Below are 19516 nucleotides of genomic sequence, written 5' to 3' on the forward strand. Positions count from 1 at the left end.
TCTTCTTTATACAAATTGGGCAGGCACCCTTCGCCCTTTTGCCCATATGATAATAACAAAATGAAGAAGGAGGGCGTTTGATTTGAAGAAGATCAATCCTTACACACTTCCCCCCTGGCTGAGACAAATTCGGGCAGTTGCTTCCCAAGTCGTTCTCCCGATTGCTATATTTCAAGGATTTCGTACGATCATTTTCCCTACGACATTTGACGTCCTCATTCTAGGTATTCTTATTTTTCTCGCCTGTGCCTTTCATCTTGATTGGTTTTAAAAACTCATCATTATGTACCTGCCCATATAAAGCCAACGCAGTATAACCTCGTCATTCCGCCGATGACGAGGCACTTTGTTCTTCTTCAAGCCGTCTAGCCTGCTCAATTTCGTGAATTTTCATGACGGTCGGCTCAGAATTTTTCATCTGCCAATACGCTCTTAACAGCTGCTGGCAGCTTTCCATTTCATCCTGCCCGCCTGCTTCATAGGCTTTTACTGTATCAAACAGCCCTTGCGGATAAGCGAGGTAGCTTAGGAACAAATGCAGTTCTTCCTCCCGAAGAGGGTTTCCTTTTTGATACGTATAAAACAAAGAAGTGCATTCAGGACAAGACGTAGGATAGGTTTTGAAAGTCCGAAAGTAAAAGGTCAGAAGATCATAAATGGGGGAGGCTTTTTTAGACCGCTCGAAATTGGTGAAATGTCCTGTCCCTACATCATTATACAAAAAGTGATGGATCGATAGCTGCCCATGATTTAGCACAACACGCGTTGTCTCTTTGTCTTTCATTTCTTCATGCCAATCTTCTAAACGTTCAAGCGCAAATTCACTGGCAGACATCGCCTCTGAAAAATACATAGCAGCGGCCAGCTCAAATGGCGACATATACCACGTTTGTTCTGCCCGCTCTATGAATCGTTCATACATGTCTTTCTCTGTTTCCCATTTGGTCTTGATTTGTGTGTAATGTGCTTCTATCTCTTGCTCTGTGATATCCATCATGACTTCAGTCCGCTTATGAAGTCTTGCAATCTCTTGAAATAAATATTCGTGCTTATCGTCCTGCTCTTCTCTCTTTTCATTCGTCAGCCACGGCATCAGATAGTATGCATACTGGCTTTCCCGATGACTTGAGAAAAAGGAACCGCTCGTCGTCCGATAAATCGGCACAAAGGAGCGATAGCCCTTTGATTCCAGTTCAAGCATTTGTTCTGTAAATTGCATATGCCGGCTGGCTTTTACTCGCTTTAGAGCAAATACACCCTGCTTTGTATATACCTTAATGACAGCAGGACTGACAGGTTCAATATATTCAGCCTCAAGTCCGTATTCGTATAAGACAGATTGGATTTCATCCACGTTCACTCACCACATTTTCTCGGTCAGTCATCGCTTGCTATGCATTGCTTTTTTGATATTCAGGAATATAAAGAATCTGCCCTTCCTCAAGCTCCGCATCAATCGATAATGAGTTTGTGCGAAGAAGCTGCTGCACATTCAACTGATATCTCTCACAAATACGATCGACCGTATCTTCTTGCTGAACTATACATATTTTCATGCGGGAAAAATCTTCCTCCTCCTGCTTAGCGAACAGCTTTGTTAAATAAAGAGAATTCTCACTGCCAGACGTTTCTCTCACGTCTTCTTCAAGCTCCTCTTCTTCTTGAGCTGACTCATATATTTTAGGTGCTTCCCGTTCATATAACCGCCCGAGCTGATATTCATCATCGTGCGCCTCATGCTCAGGCTCCACTTGATCAGCAGGTGATTCAAAAGCCGGATACGACTGTACCGTTTCTTCCTGCTCTTCAGCAGCTTCCGGATCCTTTCTTACTTCCACTTCAAAGAACGGCTCTTCCCGCTCCTCTTCTTCTAATAGCTTTGGCGGTTCAAAAAATGGCGGTTCCTGCACCTGAGCTTCAGGGATGGATCGATAACCAAGCGCCACAGCTTCTTCTTGATTATTCGGCTGTTCTGGCTGTTCTGGCTCTTCAGGTTCTTCTAATTCTTCAGGTTCGTCGGACGCTTCCTCTACTTCCCTGTTCACCAATTCTATCTCAATTTCTTCTTCCTCTTCTTCTTGTACTTCCTGCACTTCCTGTTCCTCTTGCTCCGCGCGCGTATCATGTTGGAATACAGGCTGATTCTCATCATGCTCACGTTCTTCGCCTTGCAGCTCTTCTTGTTCTTCTTGTTCTGGCTGCAACTGATAATCGTAGGCCATATCGCCATAATCCACTTCAGGACGATGGACAAATTCATACGGCTCCTCTACAGGCGCCGGAGGCGTTTCCTCGTCTAATAAGCCCTCAATGGCTAAATCAGCCTGAATGGTGAGCAAACGATTCTCTGTCAGCTGGTAATCAAACGCATCAATAAACACAAACACATCATTTAAATGACTAATTTTGTTCTTCGGAATGGTGATATCGACTGGAAATTGATGCAAAAGCTCCGCCGTTCCGTCTTCTCTGACCTTTACCTCATCTGCTTCCCTGTATGTTGGAAAGGAACTCAATTCACCCAATAGCTCCTCTTGATTTATGTTGTATTCTCCTGTTAGCTCGAGTGAACCTCTAATAGAAACATAATCATTCACTTCTTGAACGAGAATGTCAGGGTCGAGAGAAATTGACAGCAGCTCACTGACTTCCTGTCCGCTTTTAAAATAAATGGATTCTTCTACCGAAAACTGTAATCGATTGTTTTGAGACAAGTCGGTGTCCTCCTTTCATCTAATCCTTAAAAAATAAAATTAGATGTCAATACAGTTGTATGAGGGAGGAAGTGAAAATATGATTGGTTTTCTCTAATGCAAAAAAGCCGATATGTCTCCATATCGGCCTTTTGTTTTATCGACGTAGTTTTTGAAAAACCTTTTCCACTGTCTCAATCGTATATTCGATGTCTTCATCTGTATGAGCTGTTGACAGGAATAGTCCTTCAAATTGAGAAGGCGGGAGGAAGATGCCGTGATCGGCCATTTCCTTGTAAAATTCAGCGAATAAAGCAAGATCAGCTGTTTTCGCTTTGTCATAATTGATCACTTCTTCATTTGTAAAGAAGAATCCGATCATGGAACCCGCACGGTTAAATGTTAATGGAATTCCGTATGCTTTTGCCGCTTTCGAAATGCCTTCTTCTAAACGGTCACCTTTTCGTTTAAATTCTTCATAAGACTCAGGTGTCAGCTGTTTTAGGGTTTCTAAGCCTGCTGTCATCGCAAGAGGGTTACCAGATAACGTTCCTGCTTGATATATTGGACCGCTTGGCGCAATTTGTCTCATAATATCCGCTCTTCCGCCATAAGCACCGACCGGAAGACCGCCGCCAATCACTTTACCAAGGCACGTCAGATCAGGTGTGATGCCAAAATAGCCTTGCGCGCAGTGATAATCCACACGGAAGCCTGTCATGACCTCATCAAAAATAAGCAATGATCCGTATTGCTCCGTGATGTCTCTTAGTCCTTGCAAGAAACCTTCTTGCGGAGGGACAACCCCCATATTTCCTGCGACCGGCTCTACAATAACACCAGCGATATCATCTCCGAATTCTTGAAAAGCAAATTGAATACTTTCTAAATCATTGTACGGTACTGTGATTGTGTTACTTGCAGTCCCTTCAGGAACACCAGGACTATCCGGCAGTCCAAGCGTTGCTACTCCAGAACCAGCTTTAATGAGCAAAGAATCACCGTGGCCATGATAGCAGCCTTCAAATTTCACAATTTTATTTCTGCCTGTAAAACCACGAGCTAGACGAAGTGCACTCATCGTCGCCTCTGTACCAGAGCTGACCATGCGAATAACTTCGATGGAAGGAACCCGTTCTGATACAAGTTTAGCTAATTCATTTTCAACTAACGTAGAAGCACCGAAGCTTGTCCCATTTTCCGCTACTCGCTGAATGCTTTCAACGACACGGTCATTCGTATGTCCTAAAATAAGCGGTCCCCATGATAAAACATAATCGATGTATTCATTTCCATCAATATCATAGATCTTGGCGCCTTTGCCTCGTTCCATAAAAATCGGGTCTGTGTTGACTGATTTAAATGCACGCACAGGGCTGTTGACACCACCAGGCATTAATTGCTGTGCTTCTTCAAATGCTTGCTTTGATTTTTCATAGCTACGTCCCATTTCAACGTCCTCCTGTCTATCCGTTCTTTATTCTGAGAGCCATTTTGCTGCATCTTTTGCATGATACGTAATAATGAGTTCTGCTCCTGCACGTTTCATGCTTGTCAGCATTTCAAGAACAAGCTCTTTTTCAGAAATCCAGCCATTTTGAGCGGCGGCTTTCACCATCGCATACTCTCCGCTCACATTATAAGCAACAACAGGGAGTGTAAATTCATTTTTCACATCGCGCATAATGTCTAAGTAAGAAAGAGATGGTTTGACAATCAAGAAGTCAGCTCCCTCTTCTACATCAGATTGCGCTTCTCTTAGAGCCTCTAAACGGTTTGCAGGGTCCATTTGATATGTTTTACGATCTCCAAACTGCGGTGTACTATGTGCCGCATCACGAAACGGACCGTAAAATGCACTTGCATATTTCACCGCATATGACATGACAGGTACATGAATAAAGCCTGCTTCATCAAGTGCCTCACGAATGGCAACAACAAATCCGTCCATCATATTTGAAGGCGCGATGATATCTGCACCTGCACGCGCTTGGCTGACAGCAGTTTTCGCTAATAGCTGAAGAGATTCATCATTTAAAATTTCTCCATCTTCAACGATTCCGCAATGTCCGTGATCTGTATATTGGCATAAGCAAGTGTCTGCAATGACCACGAGCTCTGGGAAATGCTTTTTGATTTCAAGCGTTGCTCTTTGAACAATGCCATGATCGTGATACGCCTCACTGCCTACATGATCTTTATGATCCGGCACACCAAATACAATGATCGATTTGATGCCAAGATCAACAAGCTCTTGGACTTCTTCTTTCACGAGGTCTACAGAAATGTGATATACACCCGGCATTGAAGAGACTTCTTTTCGTACATTTTCTCCCTCTACAAAAAAGATCGGGTAAATGAAATCAGATGGTCTTAAAAAGGTTTCTCTGACTAATTCTCTCATTCCTGCACTTGTCCGCAATCTGCGGTGTCTGTTAAATTTCATCAATGGTTCAACTTCCTTTCAGATAAACGGCACATTAAATCAAGCATTCCGTCTATCGTATAAGTATCTGGGGTTTCAGAAGAAATCCCGTATTGAAGCAGTGCCTCTTTTGTCAGAGGACCGATCGTCACAAAACAGGTGTCAGATGCAGCCAGCATCGCTGCGTCTGGTTCCATCACATGCATAAAAGAATGAACAGTGGATGAGCTCGTAAATGTAATAAAATCAAATGATTGCTTTGTCATTGCCGATTTAAGTGCAGCAATTCCTTCCTCATCCTTGACTGTTTCATATAAAATCCATTCTTTTACTTCTATGCCGAGCGGAACGAGGGTCTCTTTCACCACATCTCGTGACAGATGCCCTTTTGCTACAAACACACGCTCTCCTGGGCGTACATGATCAAGTAATGCATCTGCCAGCTCTTCCGCTATAAATCGTTCTGGCACCACATCCACCTTCAAGCCGTGCTGCTCAAGATAGGCAGAGGTTTTCTCTCCTACAGCAGCGACTTTCAAATGGGTTAAGCTCTTATGTAAATGATGGTCTTTTATGTAATTCAGAAAAAAAGACGCACCATTCACACTCGTGAAAACAAGCCAGTGGCTATTTTGTAAGTCCTTTAAAAAGGCCTGCGCTTTTTCTTTTGTGAGCGTAGGCTCAAACCGAATAAGAGAGGTTAAAACCGCATGGCCGTTCAGCGCTTCGATCTTTTGCTGAAACACGCCCGCTTGACGTTCATTTCGAGTGACAAGCACCGTCTGTCCGTGAAGCGATTTGCCTATGCTCATTGAGACAGATCCTTTTTCACCTTGTCGATCAAATCCTTTGCTCCCTTATCGGCCATCTGCTTCGCACACGCTGTTCCTATGGCTTCAGGGTCAGTGCCTGTGACGGTTTCTCGAATAATCGTGTGCCCATCAGCAGATGCAACAAGACCTGTTAGTTCAATTTCATTATGCTCATTCATCGTTGCATAGCCGGCGATCGGCACCTGACAGCTTCCATCCATTTGTTTGAGGAAGGCTCTTTCTGCGAGGACCGTTTTCTTCGTATATTCATTCGTAAATTGGGCGAGAAGCTTAAGCAGCTCTTCATCATCCCCGCGGCACTCAATCGACAGCGCGCCTTGTCCAACGGCAGGAAGGCACGTCTCAGGAGATAAGAATTCCGACACGACCTCTTTGCTCCATCCCATTCTAGACAGACCGGCGGCCGCTAGAATAATGGCATCATACTCTTCATTTTTCAGCTTTTCCAATCTTGTATCAATGTTTCCTCGAATCCATTTAATCTCAAGATCTGGTCTCTCCTGAAGAAGCTGGGCGCTGCGCCGTAAGCTGCTCGTTCCCACAATTGCGCCCTTAGGCAGTTCGCTGAGACTCAGATGATCCTTCGAAATAAGTGCATCCCGCACATCTTCACGCTCAGGAATACAGCCAATCACTAAACCTTCCGGAAGAGCAGCCGGCATATCTTTCATGCTGTGCACCGCCATATCGATGTCATGATTCAGCATCGCCTGCTCGATCTCTTTAACAAACAGTCCTTTTCCGCCAACCTTAGATAAGGTCACATCTAAAATTTGATCACCCTTTGTCACAATTTCTTTTATTTCAAAAGAATAAGAAGGGTTTAGTTCAGACAGCTTTTGAATGACCCATTTTGTTTGTGTAATTGCCAGCTTACTTCGTCTAGAACCTACTTTAATTGTACGCAATACGTCTTCCTCCCGACAATGCCTTTAAGACTCATCATTATTGAAACCAATGAAAGGTTGATAAGCTACCAAGCAGAAAATAATTGATCATCAGCACAAGAAATGAAGCGACATTCCATAGTGCCACGATTTTGCCCTGCATATTTCTCACCAATCTGATATATAAGTAAAAGCCGTATAAAAACAGCATAATAAACGAACCAAGCACCTTTGCATCTGTCCAGTACAACGTATCATACGAAATATATGCCCAAATGATGCCAAGAATTAAACTAAGCAAGAGCATTGGCACACCAATAATGTTTAATACGTACGCCATATGATCGAGCTTTGATAAGTCTTCAATTCTCAGAAGCCATTTTCCCCATTTTTTCTTTTTCAGTAAACGATATTGAAAGAGATAAAGCAGTGAAAACGCAAATGAAAGTGAAAAGGCACCGTAGGATAAAATCGCCATCGTAATATGAATCACGAGCAGTTCACTCGTGAGCTTCCCCGTTAGTTCTGCTGAATGGAGGTCAGATGGTGTAAAGGTGTGAATCGCCATCATGGAAAAACCGATCACATTTGTAAAAAAGACAATAAATTCAACGCGCAATACCTTTGTTAGGACAAGAGAAAGTGTCACAAGCACCCACGTATAAAAATATAACCCCTCTGCTACATTCAACACAGGGAATCGGTCTGTTTCCATCATAATATAGAACATGTAGACTGTTTGCAGCAGCCAGACAATAGAAAGCAACCAGAAAGCCATTTTTCCAGCCTTCCGGTTGTGTTGAAGAAAATCTATGAAATAGAACAAGACACTTAGTGCATAGATTAAGATCGTCGCTTCATTGAGTCTCGCTACAATGGATTCCATCATCGCTTAATCACTCACTGGCAACTGTAGCAAAGCCTTGTGCCATATTTGGTTTGAACAGCTGAAATGATCCTTGCTCCACCTGCATTGGCTCGACCTTTTGCTCTTCATCTTCAACCTGTAAATCAAAGATTTCTTTAAAGAGTAAAAGCTTTTCCTCTGCATTCGGCTCCGCGGCAATTTCTTTTGCCTTTAAGATAGGATCTTTCAACATTTGGTTGATGATGCTTTTCGTATGTTTATTTAACAGCTTCATTTCACGGTTTGTGAGGTTTGGAAGCTTCCGCTCAATACTCTGCATCGTATCGGCTTGAATTGTGAGTGCCTTTTCTCTAAGTGCAGAAATGACCGGAACAACACCTAACGTATTCAGCCATTGCTTAAATTCCACAATTTCTGCTTCAATCAGGAGCTCGACCTGCTCAGCCACTGCACGGCGCTCTTTTAAGTTGGCAGCCACGATGCCTTCAAGGTCATCAATGTCATACAAAAAAGCACCTTCTACTTCAGAAATAGCTGGATCTAAATCACGGGGTACAGCAATATCCACCATAAATAGAGGTCTGCCCTTCCGTTTTTTATTCGCACTTTCGACCATTTCTTTTGTAATGACAAATTGTTTCGCACCCGTTGAGCTGATTAAAATGTCCGCTTCGGATAATGTTTTTTCTAATTGGTTTAAGCTCTTAGGCTCTCCTGAAAAACGACCGGCCAATTCCTTTGCTTTTTCAAACGTTCGATTGATGACCGTTACTTGGCCGATTCCTTGACCTTGAAGGTTTTGAGCCGCCAGTTCGCCCATTTTGCCCGCACCAAGAATCAGGACATGCTTATCAGAAAGACGTCCAAAGATTTTTTTGGCAAGCTCAACAGCTGCATAGCTGACAGATACGGCGTTAGACGCAATATCTGTTTCCGCATGAGAGCGTTTTGCAACGGTTACCGCCTGTTTAAATAAATAATTGAAAACGGTACCAATGGTCTTCTCCTCTTGAGCTACTTTAAAGCTGGAGCGTACTTGACCGAGTATTTGCGTTTCACCAATGACCATGGAATCAAGCCCACAGGCCACACGGAATAAATGCTCAACCGCTCCATCGTTTTCATAGAACTTCAAATATGGAGAGACATCTTCCTTTTCTAAACCGAACCAATCGGCTAAAAATCTTTTTATATAAAACCGTCCAGTATGAAGCTGATCTACTACTGCGTAGATCTCTGTTCGATTACATGTTGAGATGACGATATTCTCTAGAATGCTTTTTTCTTCTTTAAGCTTGGACATCGCTGTTCCGAGCTCACTCGGTTCAAAGCTCAGCTGTTCCCGTATCTCAACAGGGGCTGTTTTATAATCTAAACCCACAACAAGAATATGCATAACTTCAGCTTGCACCCCCAACGCCCTGTCTAATTTATAATAATTACAATATAGAATTTATTATTTATAATGATTATAACATATATTCATTTTTAACTGGATAAAAATTGTGAACAGATTTCAAAAATGTTGTGATATAGTAGAAAAATGTTCGACACTGTTTATGCCATATCATCACTTCAAGCAATTTACCAGATTTGGCGCGTGCGGACAAATGATCTGCTTAAAAGAAGGTGACATCTTTGAAGAAGAAATCCATTTTGCTGCCGCTTACTTTACTGGCTGTAGCGCTATATGCCATTCTCTCAGGAGGTCAATTTGACATTTGGAAGGATCAAGAGAAATGGTATACACTTGTACTGCTTTTTGGTCTCGCTTTTTTATATCAAGGAAAGAAGGAGCAAGAAAGCGCTCATGTGTTTATCGGTATGCTTATGACAGGCCTTTCGCTACACTTTATTCTACAGCCTAAATTGGACCACTGGCCAGACACATTTACAATGATTGTATTCATCGTAGGACTTGCACTCTTTGTGAAATCATCTCAGAAAAAAGAATATCGTATTGAAAGTGTTGTGCTGATCGCACTCGGTCTGTTCCTTTATTTCTTTCAGCAAATTACAAAACAGCTAAGTTCCCTTTCGATTCCTACTTCTGGCTTTGAATTGTACTGGCCTTATGTACTGATTGCTGTCAGTCTCCTCTTATTATTTTTAAAAAGGAAATAACTTATACAATAAAAAAGCATCTGCTCATGGCAGATGCTTTTTTTAGCCGTTTACTTTCGCAAGGATCGCATTCCAGGCTTCGTCTTTTCCCTTTTTTGTTTCAGAAGAGAATAAGATGAGTTCATCTGATGGGTCAATGTCGAGCGTCTGTTTGACGACTTTCGCATGTTTTTCCCATTTGCCTTTTGGAATTTTATCCGCTTTTGTTGCGATGACGATCACGGGAACTCCGTAATATTTAAGGAATTCATACATGTTCACATCGTCTACTGATGGCTTATGGCGCAGATCCACAATTTGGACAACTGCTTTTAATTCTTCACGCATTGTAATATACGTTTCGATCATTCTACCCCAGGCTTCGCGCTCTGTTTTTGATACTTTGGCAAAACCGTAGCCCGGAACGTCCACAAAATGGAGCATATCATTAATAATGTAGAAATTAAGCGTCTGGGTCTTACCTGGTTTAGAAGACGTACGCGCTAAATTTTTACGATTAATCAATGAGTTGATGAACGAGGACTTTCCAACATTTGATCGTCCAGCAAGCGCGATTTCAGGCAGCCCGCCGCTCGGGTACTGCTCTGGTTTCACCGCACTAATGACGATATCTGATTTTGTTACTTTCATCTTCCCTCTCCTACCAACGCTTTCTCAAGCACCTCATCTAAATGTGAGACCGGAATAAAGGTTAGTCCTTCTCTCACACTTTCAGGAATATCATCAATATCCTTTTCATTGTCCTTTGGAAGAATAATGGTTTTCAATCCTGCACGATGTGCGCCTAATGCTTTTTCTTTTAGTCCGCCAATCGGAAGCACTCTTCCTCTTAACGTTATCTCTCCTGTCATACCAACCTCTTTTGACACAGGACGTCCTGTGAGTGCTGATACAAGAGCCGTCGCAATGGTGATACCAGCTGATGGCCCGTCCTTTGGAACCGCACCCTCTGGAACATGGATATGAATATCGTGCTTTTCATTAAAATTAGGATCAATGTTCAGTTCATCTGCTTTGGACCGAATATAACTGAATGCCGCCTGTGCAGATTCTCTCATGACATCACCTAGCTTACCTGTTAACAAGAGCTTGCCTTTACCAGGCGAGAGTGATACCTCAATTGATAAAGTGTCTCCGCCAACAGTCGTATACGCAAGTCCTGTGACAACCCCCACTTGGTCTGTCGTTTCAGCCTGACCATAACGGTAAAGTCTTTTTCCGAGAAATTCAGATAAGTTCTTTTCCGTCACTGTGATGCGTTTGCGGTCTTCAGCCACAATCGCTTTTGCCGCTTTTCGGCAAATGGCCGCAAGCTGACGCTCTAATCCACGAACACCCGCTTCTCTTGTGTAATAGCGAATCGTATCATAAATCGCGGCTTCACGAAGCTGCAAGTTCCCTTTCTTTAATCCGTGCTCCTTTAGCTGCTTCGGCAGAAGATGGTCTTTCACAATCTCTGCTTTTTCAACCTCTGTATACCCTGCAATCGTGATAATCTCCATTCTATCACGAAGTGGACCTGGAATGGTTGCTAAATTGTTGGCAGTGGCAATAAATAACACCTGCGATAAATCAAATGTCTCTTCAATATAGTGATCGCTAAAGTTGTGATTTTGCTCAGGGTCCAGCACTTCAAGCATCGCAGAGGACGGATCACCTCTAAAATCAGAGGACATCTTATCGATTTCATCTAAAAGAAACACTGGATTCATAGTGCCTGCCTTACTCATCCCGCGAATGATACGGCCTGGCATCGCCCCTACATATGTTCTTCTATGTCCACGAATCTCAGATTCATCACGCACACCGCCAAGAGAGATACGGATAAACTTTCGGTCAAGTGATTTAGCAATCGATTTGGCAAGTGACGTTTTCCCTACCCCAGGAGGTCCTGCTAAGCAAAGAATCGGTCCTTTTAATGAGTTGGTCAGCTTCTGTACAGCAAGGTATTCAAGCACACGTTCTTTGACTTTCTCCAGCCCATGATGCTCATCATCTAAAATTTCACTTGCAAGCTTTAAATCTAGACGATCTTCTGTATAGATGCCCCATGGGAGATTGATCAGCCAATCAATATAATTCCGAATGACAGAGCTCTCCGCAGAGCTTGAAGGAATTTTTTCATAACGGTTCAATTCTTTTAATGCCGTTTCACGAACAGAATCCGGCATGCTGGACTCTTCAATTTTAGACATTAATGAACTGACTTCGCCTGTTTTTCCTTCCTTGTCTCCAAGCTCCTTTTGAATGGCTTTCATTTGTTCACGCAAATAATATTCTTTTTGCGTACGTTCCATTGAACGTTTGACGCGCTGTCCAATTTTCTTTTCAATTTCCAGCACTTCTTTTTCATTGTGGATTAAGCTGATGACGCGATTCAGACGTTTTTTGACATCCACTGTTTCCAGCACTTCTTGCTTGTCCTTTAACTTGAGCGGCAGGTGAGAAGCGACGATATCTGCCATTCTCCCCGGTTCTTCAATATCCGTCACCGTTGCATATGTTTCAGCTGAGATTTTTTTTGAAATTTTTATGTACTGATCAAAATGATCTAACAAAGTGCGCATGAGTGCTTCTGCTTCTGCGTCTTTTAATTCTTCTTCTGCCAATTCTTTAATATCGACGGACGTATAGTCCTCAAGCTCCACGTATGATTCGATCTGCGCTCGATTTAAGCCTTCAACGAGTACACGAATCGTTCCATTCGGCAGCTTCAGCATTTGTTTGATTTTTGTGTAGGTGCCGACTTTGAAAATTTCCTCTTCACCTGGTTCATCTATTGAAATTTCCCGCTGTGTTGCTAGAAAAATCATATGATCGTTCATCATCGCCTGTTCTAAAGCTTGAACAGACTTCTCGCGTCCAACGTCCAAATGCAAGACCATTGTTGGATAAACAAGCAAGCCTCGCAGTGGAAGGAGCGGAACATTCTTTTTGATTTCATCTGCCATGTTGATTGACACCTCCGTCACTAGTATGAATCATTATAATATACCTGTTTCAGTCTTGTACAATGTAAAAGACTTGAGAAATGATGATCTTACCGTAGTATACCCTTTCTTTTTATCTTGAAAAAGAAAAAAAGATCTATTTCACTAAAAAATCCCCATATGTGATGGGGATTAAACAGATTTTCTTTTCATTTCCTCTTCTAGTCCATCTTTCTTCTCGTCTGGCGGGTTGACCAAACACTGATCCAGCACCTCTTGGAAGTGCTTCACAGGCACAATGGTGACGCCTTCAATCTCTTTTAAGATCGACTGCTGGTTGTCATAAGGAATAATGACGGTTGTGGCACCAGCCTGCTTCGCCGCCTTAATCTTCGGAATCACACCGCCGATCGGCTTCACTTGACCCTGCAATCCGATTTCACCTGTCATCGCTGTCAGATGATCAATCGGGATTTGATGAATGGCAGAGAAAATCGCCGCCGCCATGGCAATCCCAGCAGACGGTCCATCAATAGGGGCACCGCCTGGAAAATTAATATGGATGTCATATTCATTTGTCCGTATGCCCAAGTTTCTCAGCACTGTTAATACATTTTCAACTGATCCTTTAGCCATACTTTTTCGTCTAATGGATTTCGATTGACTGCCAATGCTTTCTTCTTCTGCAATGCCTGTAATGTTGATACTTCCTTTTTCAAGCGCCTTACATATATTCACTTCAATCTCAAGCAAGGCCCCGCTGTTTGGTCCGTAAACAGCCAGACCATTCACTACACCGACTTTTGGCTTTTCCGGTACTTTTTGTTCATATCTTGGTGTCAACTGGCTCGAATGAATGACCCACTCGACATCGGCGATCGTGATGTCTTTTCGGTTTTCTGTGACAGCCATTCCAGCAGCGATCTGCACCATATTGACAGCTTCACGGCCATTTTTCACATATGAGGTTAACAGGTTCAGCCCTTCATCACATAATTCCTTTTGGATTTTCTGGACAGCCTTAGCAGCGACAATTTTCAGTTCATGCTGGTCAAGGTCCTTAAAGAAAATTTCCAAACACCTCGATCGAATCGCTGGTGGAATTTCTTCAGGTGTTCTTGTCGTAGCACCAATCAATCGAAAATCAGCCGGAAGCCCATTTTGAAAAATATCATGAATGTGATTAGGAATTTGAGTGTTTTCCTCACTGTAGTAAGCACTGTCTAAAAATACTTTCCGATCTTCAAGGACTTTCAGCATTTTGTTCATTTGGATCGGATGCAGTTCGCCAATTTCATCAATAAACAGAACCCCGCCATGCGCATGCGTAACGGCTCCTTGTTTTGGCTGCGGTATGCCGGCCTGTCCCATCGCTCCTGCCCCTTGGTAAATCGGGTCATGCACGGAACCAATGAGTGGGTCTGCGATACCTCGTTCATCGAATCTTGCGGTTGTGGCATCGAGCTCTACAAATACCGCATCTTTCTTAAACGGTGAATCAGCATGACGTTTCGCTTCTTCCATGACAAGACGGGCAGCGGCTGTTTTACCAACACCCGGGGGTCCGTAGACAATGACATGCTGAGGATTCGGTCCGCACAGCGCTGCTTTTAGAGCACGAATGCCGTCTTCCTGCCCTACAATATCTTGAAATCCCTTTGGCCGGACTCTCTCTGATAAAGGCTCACTCAGCTTGATTGACCGCATCTTTCTGAGTGCTTCCATTTCTTTTTTTGATTCTTTGTCTATCGTCACCTTTTGTGTGCGCTGATTTCGCAGTAAGTTCCAAAAGTACAGCCCGATGACGATACCAAAGAACAGCTGTATAAATAATACGATTCCTGTCCAGCTCAATCGGTGCTCCCTCCTTCATCTATCGTATGTATTGGTTTCTGTCTGCTAGTATTTCCTAGAGCTGGACGGAATAAACACGTCTTCTGCGATAAATAAAAAACTCCTGAATCAAAATGATTCAGGAGTGATAACTTCTCTTATGCAGATGTTTTTGTATCTTTATTGACGACTGTGCCATCCTTTAGCACAAGACGCGGCGGCTCACCATCAGCAACCGTTGCACCAGTGATGACACATTTTTCAATATCATCACGAGATGGAAGGTCAAACATGACATCAAGCATGATGCCTTCAATGATCGAGCGAAGACCACGAGCCCCTGTTTTACGCTCAATTGCTTTTTTCGCAATTTCGCTAAGAGCATCTTCTTCAAATTCAAGCTCTACATCGTCAAGCTCAAGCATTTTTGTATATTGCTTAACAAGCGCATTTTTAGGCTTCGTCAAGATTTCTACAAGTGCTTTTTCATCTAACGGCTCTAGGCTTGCAATAACCGGCAGGCGGCCGATGAATTCTGGAATTAAACCGAAGCGAAGCAAGTCTTCTGGCAGTACTTTTGATAGAAGGACTTCTTTTTCAAGATCTTCGACTTTATTTTCCGCACCGAATCCAATTACTTTTTGACCTAAGCGGCGTTTGATGATTTGCTCAATCCCGTCAAAGGCTCCTCCACAAATGAAGAGGATGTTCGTCGTATCAATTTGAATGAATTCTTGATGCGGATGCTTACGTCCACCTTGAGGCGGTACACTAGCGACTGTTCCTTCAAGAATTTTCAAAAGGGCTTGCTGGACGCCTTCCCCAGATACATCGCGAGTGATAGAAGGGTTTTCTGATTTTCTTGCTACTTTATCGATCTCATCGATGTAGATAATGCCTTTTTCCGCTTTTTCTACATCATAATCCGCTGCCTGGATCAGCTTTAGTAAAATATTCTCTACGTCTTCACCAACATAACCTGCTTCAGTTAATGATGTAGCATCTGCGATCGCAAATGGAACATTTAAAATACGTGCAAGTGTTTGAGCAAGTAATGTTTTACCGCTTCCTGTTGGTCCAATCATAGAAATATTACTTTTCGAAAGCTCAACATCATCAATCTTGCTGTTTGAATTGATCCGTTTGTAGTGGTTATACACCGCTACAGCTAAGGATTTTTTCGCATTGTCTTGTCCGATGACATATTCATCAAGAATCTCCCGAATTTCATGAGGCTTCGGAACATCCTTGAATTCAACTTCTTCCTCAGTGCCGAGCTCTTCTTCAACTATTTCCGTGCAAAGCTCGATACATTCATCACATATATATACGCCAGGTCCTGCGACCAGTTTACGCACTTGATCTTGCGTTTTTCCGCAAAACGAGCATTTTAATTGACCTTTTTCCTCGTTGAATTTAAACATTCTTTCACCCCTTATTCTTCTTCACTTGCCTGTAGCTAACAGTCAGCTACCTTTCTGGGTCCAGTATGTATGCATTTTACCATACTTTCCTAAAAGACGGTAACGATGTGTTTCTAACACTGCACATTGAGATATGTATGACAGAAAGATGCGACTTACACTATCGTTTCCAAAAGAAGCGATGATAAGTCAAAAATTGTACAAAACAAGGCACGAGTCACTCGCGCCCTGTTTTATTATTATGCACCATATTAACGGTTTTCTACAAGAAAATCAATTGCTTTACGAACTTTTAGATCTTCTTTCATTGCTTCAGTAGATCCGATCGCTTGTTTGATATTTTCAATTGGCATGTTGTATGCTTCAGCCATTTTTGAAAGTTCTTCTTCCACTTCTTCGTCAGACACTTGTAAGTTTTCTGCAGCAGCAATCGCTTCAAGTGTTAGGTTAGATTTTACGCGTTTAGCAGCATCTTCTTTCATTTGCTCTTTCAGCGCATCTTCATCTTGTCCAGAGAATTGGAAGTAAAGCTCAAGGTTCATTCCTTGCATTTGAAGACGTTGTTCGAATTCTTTCATCATGCGGTCTAGCTCTGTGTCAACCATCGCTTGTGGGATGTCAACTTCCGCATTTTCAGAAGCTTTCGCAACTAGCTCTTCACGAAGTTTTCCTTCTGCTTCGTTTTCTTTTGCTTCTTCAAGACGTTTCTTCGTTTTTTCAGTTAATTCAGCAAGCGTTTCTACTTCTTCATCAACATCTTTAGCGAACTCATCGTCAAGTGCTGGAAGTTCTTTTGCTTTGATTTCATGAATTTTCACTTTGAATACAGCTGGTTTACCTGCAAGGTCTTCAGCGTGATATTCTTCTGGGAATGTAACTTCTACGTCTTTTTCAGCGCCAGCTTCAAGACCAACTAATTGCTCTTCGAAACCAGGGATGAATGAACCAGAACCAACTTCAAGAGAGTAGTTCTCAGCTTTTCCGCCTTCGAATGCTTCTCCATCAACGAATCCTTCGAAATCAAGAACAACTGTATCGCCATTTTCGATTGCGCCTTCTTCTTTGACAACAAGCTCAGCTTGACGGTTTTGCATGCCTTTTAGCTCTTCTTGTACATCTTCATCAGTGACAGCTGTGTCGTCTTTTTCTACGTTAAGACCTTTGTAGTCACCAAGTTTTACTTCAGGCTTCACTGTTACTTTTGCAGTGAAGATTAAGCTTTCGCCTTTTTCGATTTTCTCAACATCGATTTCAGGGCGGTCAACTGGCTCGATACCAGCTTCGTCGATTGCTTTTGGATATTCAACTGGAAGAAGAATATCTAATGCATCTTGATAAAGAGATTCTACACCAAAACGCTGCTCGAAAAGACCACGTGGTACTTTCCCTTTACGGAATCCAGGAATCGATACTTGCTTAACCACTTTCTTAAATGCATCATCAAGTGCTTTGTTAAATGTTTCAGCGTCAACTTCTACAGTTAGAACGCCTTCGTTACCTTCTTGTTTTTCCCATTTTACTGACATGTGTGTTTCCCTCCAAAAATCTATTCAGATTGTGCGTTGCTCCATTCTAAAGCATCATAAAGACTTCGTCCAATCAAAAACCACGCACTCCGCTAAGAAGCTTGCATTATGTATACAACATTTGACTTGATTATACATATCGTCTTTCAACCGTTGGAATCTGACAACTGCACTATATATGCACAAATACAACCATTATATTATAACATAACAAGTCCGTCTTTCAACTAAATCGACAAATTACAAATAAGAAATTTCTTCAATATCTTTCAGCATTGTGCAAGCTTCTCTCAGCTCTCGTTCGTTAAATTCATACAATAGATGCAATTCTTCGAGTTCAATCTCAATCCCATGCATTTCATAGCCGACTTTATGAAGTGCCGCTGCCCAAAGACTCGGATCTGTGTACTTAGGAAGAAATGGATACAGCACAAATAAGTGCCGGCGCCATAACTCTTCCACGCCTTGGTAAAGGGTCGGATTCTCATTGCCGAGCGTGTCATCGAGCATACGAAGCACTTGCTGGAGAAGCGGCATCTGCTCTGGCTTTACAGCCTCAGAAGGAATAAGGGTTAAAGAATCACCGAATTTCGTCACATGAACCGGCTTTGCCACATCATGATCTGCCAGAAGCTGCAGGATCATTGATTTGACCAAAGGGTTCCCATCAGGGTTTTGTAAGATGGTATTTAATAGACCCATGTGCGGTGTAATATTCCGGTCTTTCAATGAATGAATGTACTGGACCTGTTCTTCCGGACGCTTCAGCATATCATCTATGTTGACCTCACTTCCGGCGTCCTCATCTTCATCTAAAATCTCTTCAGGTGATTCGATCATTTTTCTGCTAAATTCGAGCAGCTTGTAAAAATGCTCCGCGCTTTCTGCTGGAAGGTGGTTTTCCTCGAGCACAGCCTCAATCGTCTGTTTGACTTCTTCATATTCTTTCAGCTGAATGAGGATCGTCATATACACTTGTAGCACAGTGAAATAGTGACCATATCCTTCATGCAGCATTTTTTCACAAACACGCTTTGCATCCTGCAGCTCACCCAGCTCCAGAAAACAAATGGCCATTCCGAGGTGAATATCGGATTCTTCATCGTCATCATACGATTTTGCTTCTGAAAACAAGTGAAGCGCCTCTTGATACTGTTTATCTTTTAATGCTGCCATTCCTTTTTCAATCAGTCTTTCTTTCAGACCAGGAAACAAAATGACATTATCTTTCTTCTTGTCATGCTTCATGCTTACGTTCCTTTCGGGCGCATATTTTTTATCAGTTTACCAACGAAGATTAGTAAACACAAGTAACGAGAGGTTTTCATGCAAAAAAGAAGCCGTCACACCTCGGGCGGACAGCTTCTCGTTGCTTAAGCGCGCAGCCAGCTGCTGCGCTTTTCTTCAAATGCTTGAATGTCATCTTCTAATAGTAATGTTAATGAAATCTCATCATAACCATTTAGGAGCATTTCTCTCCAGTGAGGGTCGACTTGAAAAGGGGTGATATTCCCTTCGTGATCTTCTATCTGCTGTTTTTCAAGATCAACCGTCATCTCATACCCTTTGTTCTCATATGACGCAGCGAAGGTTTTCCACACATCATAATCAAGACGAATTGGAAGCATCCCGTTTTTAAAGCAGTTTTGATGAAATATATCTGCGAATGATGGTGCGATGACAATTTTAAAGCCATAATCATCAAGCGCCCAAGGAGCATGTTCCCTAGATGATCCGCAGCCAAAGTTTTCTCCTGCGATCAAAATGGATGCTCCTTCATAGATCGGCTGATTTAGTTCGAAATCTGGATTTGGGCTGCCATCGGCTAAATAACGCCAGTCGAAAAATGCAAAGCGGCCATATCCTGTTCGTTCGATTCTTTTTAAAAATTGCTTCGGAATAATTTGATCTGTATCTACATTGATACGGTTAAGCACAGCGGCTTTCCCTTTATGAGTGACTAAAGGCTCCAT

The 19516-nt window shown here is 42.5% G+C and carries 17 protein-coding genes; 2 read left to right on the top strand and 15 right to left on the bottom strand.

The window, feature by feature from the left end; genetic code table 11:
• Positions 1 to 82 precede the first annotated feature (82 nt).
• A complete protein-coding gene (locus AAYR28_RS12590) occupies positions 83 to 271 on the top strand; it encodes a hypothetical protein (RefSeq protein WP_003216497.1) in 189 nt (62 codons plus the stop codon).
• Positions 272 to 322: 51 nt separating this feature from the next.
• Here AAYR28_RS12590 and ysxE read toward each other — a convergent pair whose 3' ends face one another.
• The 8 genes from ysxE to hemA form a co-directional block, all read right to left on the bottom strand.
• Positions 323 to 1354: a spore coat protein YsxE gene (ysxE, locus tag AAYR28_RS12595; RefSeq protein WP_034621137.1), complete on the bottom strand. Its 1032-nt coding sequence runs from the start codon at positions 1352 to 1354 to the stop codon at positions 323 to 325.
• A 37-nt stretch (positions 1355 to 1391) separates the two neighbouring features.
• Entirely contained in the window at positions 1392 to 2714 is a 1323-nt protein-coding gene (locus tag AAYR28_RS12600) for a LysM peptidoglycan-binding domain-containing protein (protein ID WP_025092447.1), read from the bottom strand.
• A 136-nt stretch (positions 2715 to 2850) separates the two neighbouring features.
• Positions 2851 to 4143, bottom strand: a complete 1293-nt coding sequence (hemL, locus tag AAYR28_RS12605) for a glutamate-1-semialdehyde 2,1-aminomutase (RefSeq protein ID WP_120208315.1) — start codon at positions 4141 to 4143, stop codon at positions 2851 to 2853.
• 27 nt (positions 4144 to 4170) lie between these two features.
• Positions 4171 to 5139, bottom strand: coding sequence for a porphobilinogen synthase (hemB, locus tag AAYR28_RS12610; RefSeq protein WP_029706177.1), 969 nt, complete (start codon positions 5137 to 5139; stop codon positions 4171 to 4173).
• On the bottom strand, positions 5139 to 5930 hold the full coding sequence (locus AAYR28_RS12615) for a uroporphyrinogen-III synthase (RefSeq protein ID WP_120208317.1): 792 nt from the start codon (positions 5928 to 5930) through the stop codon (positions 5139 to 5141). Before AAYR28_RS12615 ends, hemB begins: the two co-directional genes overlap by 1 nt.
• Positions 5927 to 6859: a hydroxymethylbilane synthase gene (hemC, locus tag AAYR28_RS12620; RefSeq protein ID WP_024423173.1), complete on the bottom strand. Its 933-nt coding sequence runs from the start codon at positions 6857 to 6859 to the stop codon at positions 5927 to 5929. The genes AAYR28_RS12615 and hemC overlap by 4 nt, the downstream gene beginning before the upstream one ends.
• Positions 6860 to 6896: 37 nt before the next feature.
• The gene (locus AAYR28_RS12625) at positions 6897 to 7727 is read right to left on the bottom strand and encodes a cytochrome c biogenesis protein (protein ID WP_024423174.1); all 831 of its coding nucleotides are present in this window, start codon (positions 7725 to 7727) and stop codon (positions 6897 to 6899) included.
• Between the two features lie 7 nt (positions 7728 to 7734).
• Positions 7735 to 9102 (bottom strand): glutamyl-tRNA reductase, encoded by a 1368-nt coding sequence (hemA, locus tag AAYR28_RS12630; RefSeq protein WP_024427831.1) that lies wholly within the window; start codon positions 9100 to 9102, stop codon positions 7735 to 7737.
• Positions 9103 to 9344: 242 nt separating this feature from the next.
• On the opposite strand from hemA, the gene AAYR28_RS12635 reads away from it, so the two are divergent.
• On the top strand, positions 9345 to 9830 hold the full coding sequence (locus AAYR28_RS12635; protein ID WP_034279808.1) for a hypothetical protein: 486 nt from the start codon (positions 9345 to 9347) through the stop codon (positions 9828 to 9830).
• A 42-nt stretch (positions 9831 to 9872) separates the two neighbouring features.
• Here the strand turns inward: AAYR28_RS12635 and yihA are convergent, their stop codons facing one another.
• From yihA to leuD, 7 genes are all read right to left on the bottom strand, one after another.
• A complete protein-coding gene (gene yihA, locus AAYR28_RS12640) occupies positions 9873 to 10460 on the bottom strand; it encodes a ribosome biogenesis GTP-binding protein YihA/YsxC (protein ID WP_024423177.1) in 588 nt (195 codons plus the stop codon).
• Positions 10457 to 12781 carry an endopeptidase La gene (lon, locus tag AAYR28_RS12645; RefSeq protein ID WP_034279805.1) on the bottom strand — a complete coding sequence of 775 codons (2325 nt, stop codon included), beginning with the start codon at positions 12779 to 12781 and terminating at the stop codon, positions 10457 to 10459. Before lon ends, yihA begins: the two co-directional genes overlap by 4 nt.
• A 171-nt stretch (positions 12782 to 12952) precedes the next feature.
• Positions 12953 to 14614, bottom strand: coding sequence for an ATP-dependent protease LonB (gene lonB / locus AAYR28_RS12650; RefSeq protein WP_024423179.1), 1662 nt, complete (start codon positions 14612 to 14614; stop codon positions 12953 to 12955).
• Between the two features lie 137 nt (positions 14615 to 14751).
• On the bottom strand, positions 14752 to 16017 hold the full coding sequence (gene clpX, locus AAYR28_RS12655) for an ATP-dependent protease ATP-binding subunit ClpX (protein ID WP_024423180.1): 1266 nt from the start codon (positions 16015 to 16017) through the stop codon (positions 14752 to 14754).
• Positions 16018 to 16268: 251 nt separating this feature from the next.
• Positions 16269 to 17543 carry a trigger factor gene (gene tig, locus AAYR28_RS12660; protein WP_034279803.1) on the bottom strand — a complete coding sequence of 425 codons (1275 nt, stop codon included), beginning with the start codon at positions 17541 to 17543 and terminating at the stop codon, positions 16269 to 16271.
• A 240-nt stretch (positions 17544 to 17783) separates the two neighbouring features.
• Entirely contained in the window at positions 17784 to 18791 is a 1008-nt protein-coding gene (gene ddcA / locus AAYR28_RS12665; protein ID WP_046311957.1) for a DNA damage checkpoint antagonist DdcA, read from the bottom strand.
• 125 nt (positions 18792 to 18916) lie between these two features.
• A complete protein-coding gene (gene leuD / locus AAYR28_RS12670) occupies positions 18917 to 19516 on the bottom strand; it encodes a 3-isopropylmalate dehydratase small subunit (RefSeq protein ID WP_024423183.1) in 600 nt (199 codons plus the stop codon).

It is taken from the genome of Bacillus safensis, assembly GCF_039619585.1.
GTDB lineage: Bacteria > Bacillota > Bacilli > Bacillales > Bacillaceae > Bacillus > Bacillus safensis.

Bases quoted from the DNA above. Each gene is read 5' to 3' on its own strand.
- hemA (WP_024427831.1), bottom strand. From the start codon at position 9,102: ATGCATATTCTTGTTGTGGGTTTAGATTATAAAACAGCCCCTGTTGAG.
- AAYR28_RS12615 (WP_120208317.1), bottom strand. From the start codon at position 5,930: ATGAGCATAGGCAAATCGCTTCACGGACAGACGGTGCTTGTCACTCGA.
- ddcA (WP_046311957.1), bottom strand. From the start codon at position 18,791: ATGAAGCATGACAAGAAGAAAGATAATGTCATTTTGTTTCCTGGTCTG.
- yihA (WP_024423177.1), bottom strand. From the start codon at position 10,460: ATGAAAGTAACAAAATCAGATATCGTCATTAGTGCGGTGAAACCAGAG.
- tig (WP_034279803.1), bottom strand. From the start codon at position 17,543: ATGTCAGTAAAATGGGAAAAACAAGAAGGTAACGAAGGCGTTCTAACT.
- leuD (WP_024423183.1), bottom strand. From the start codon at position 19,516: ATGGAGCCTTTAGTCACTCATAAAGGGAAAGCCGCTGTGCTTAACCGT.
- clpX (WP_024423180.1), bottom strand. From the start codon at position 16,017: ATGTTTAAATTCAACGAGGAAAAAGGTCAATTAAAATGCTCGTTTTGC.
- hemB (WP_029706177.1), bottom strand. From the start codon at position 5,139: ATGAAATTTAACAGACACCGCAGATTGCGGACAAGTGCAGGAATGAGA.
- lon (WP_034279805.1), bottom strand. From the start codon at position 12,781: ATGGCAGATGAAATCAAAAAGAATGTTCCGCTCCTTCCACTGCGAGGC.
- AAYR28_RS12625 (WP_024423174.1), bottom strand. From the start codon at position 7,727: ATGATGGAATCCATTGTAGCGAGACTCAATGAAGCGACGATCTTAATC.
- hemL (WP_120208315.1), bottom strand. From the start codon at position 4,143: ATGGGACGTAGCTATGAAAAATCAAAGCAAGCATTTGAAGAAGCACAG.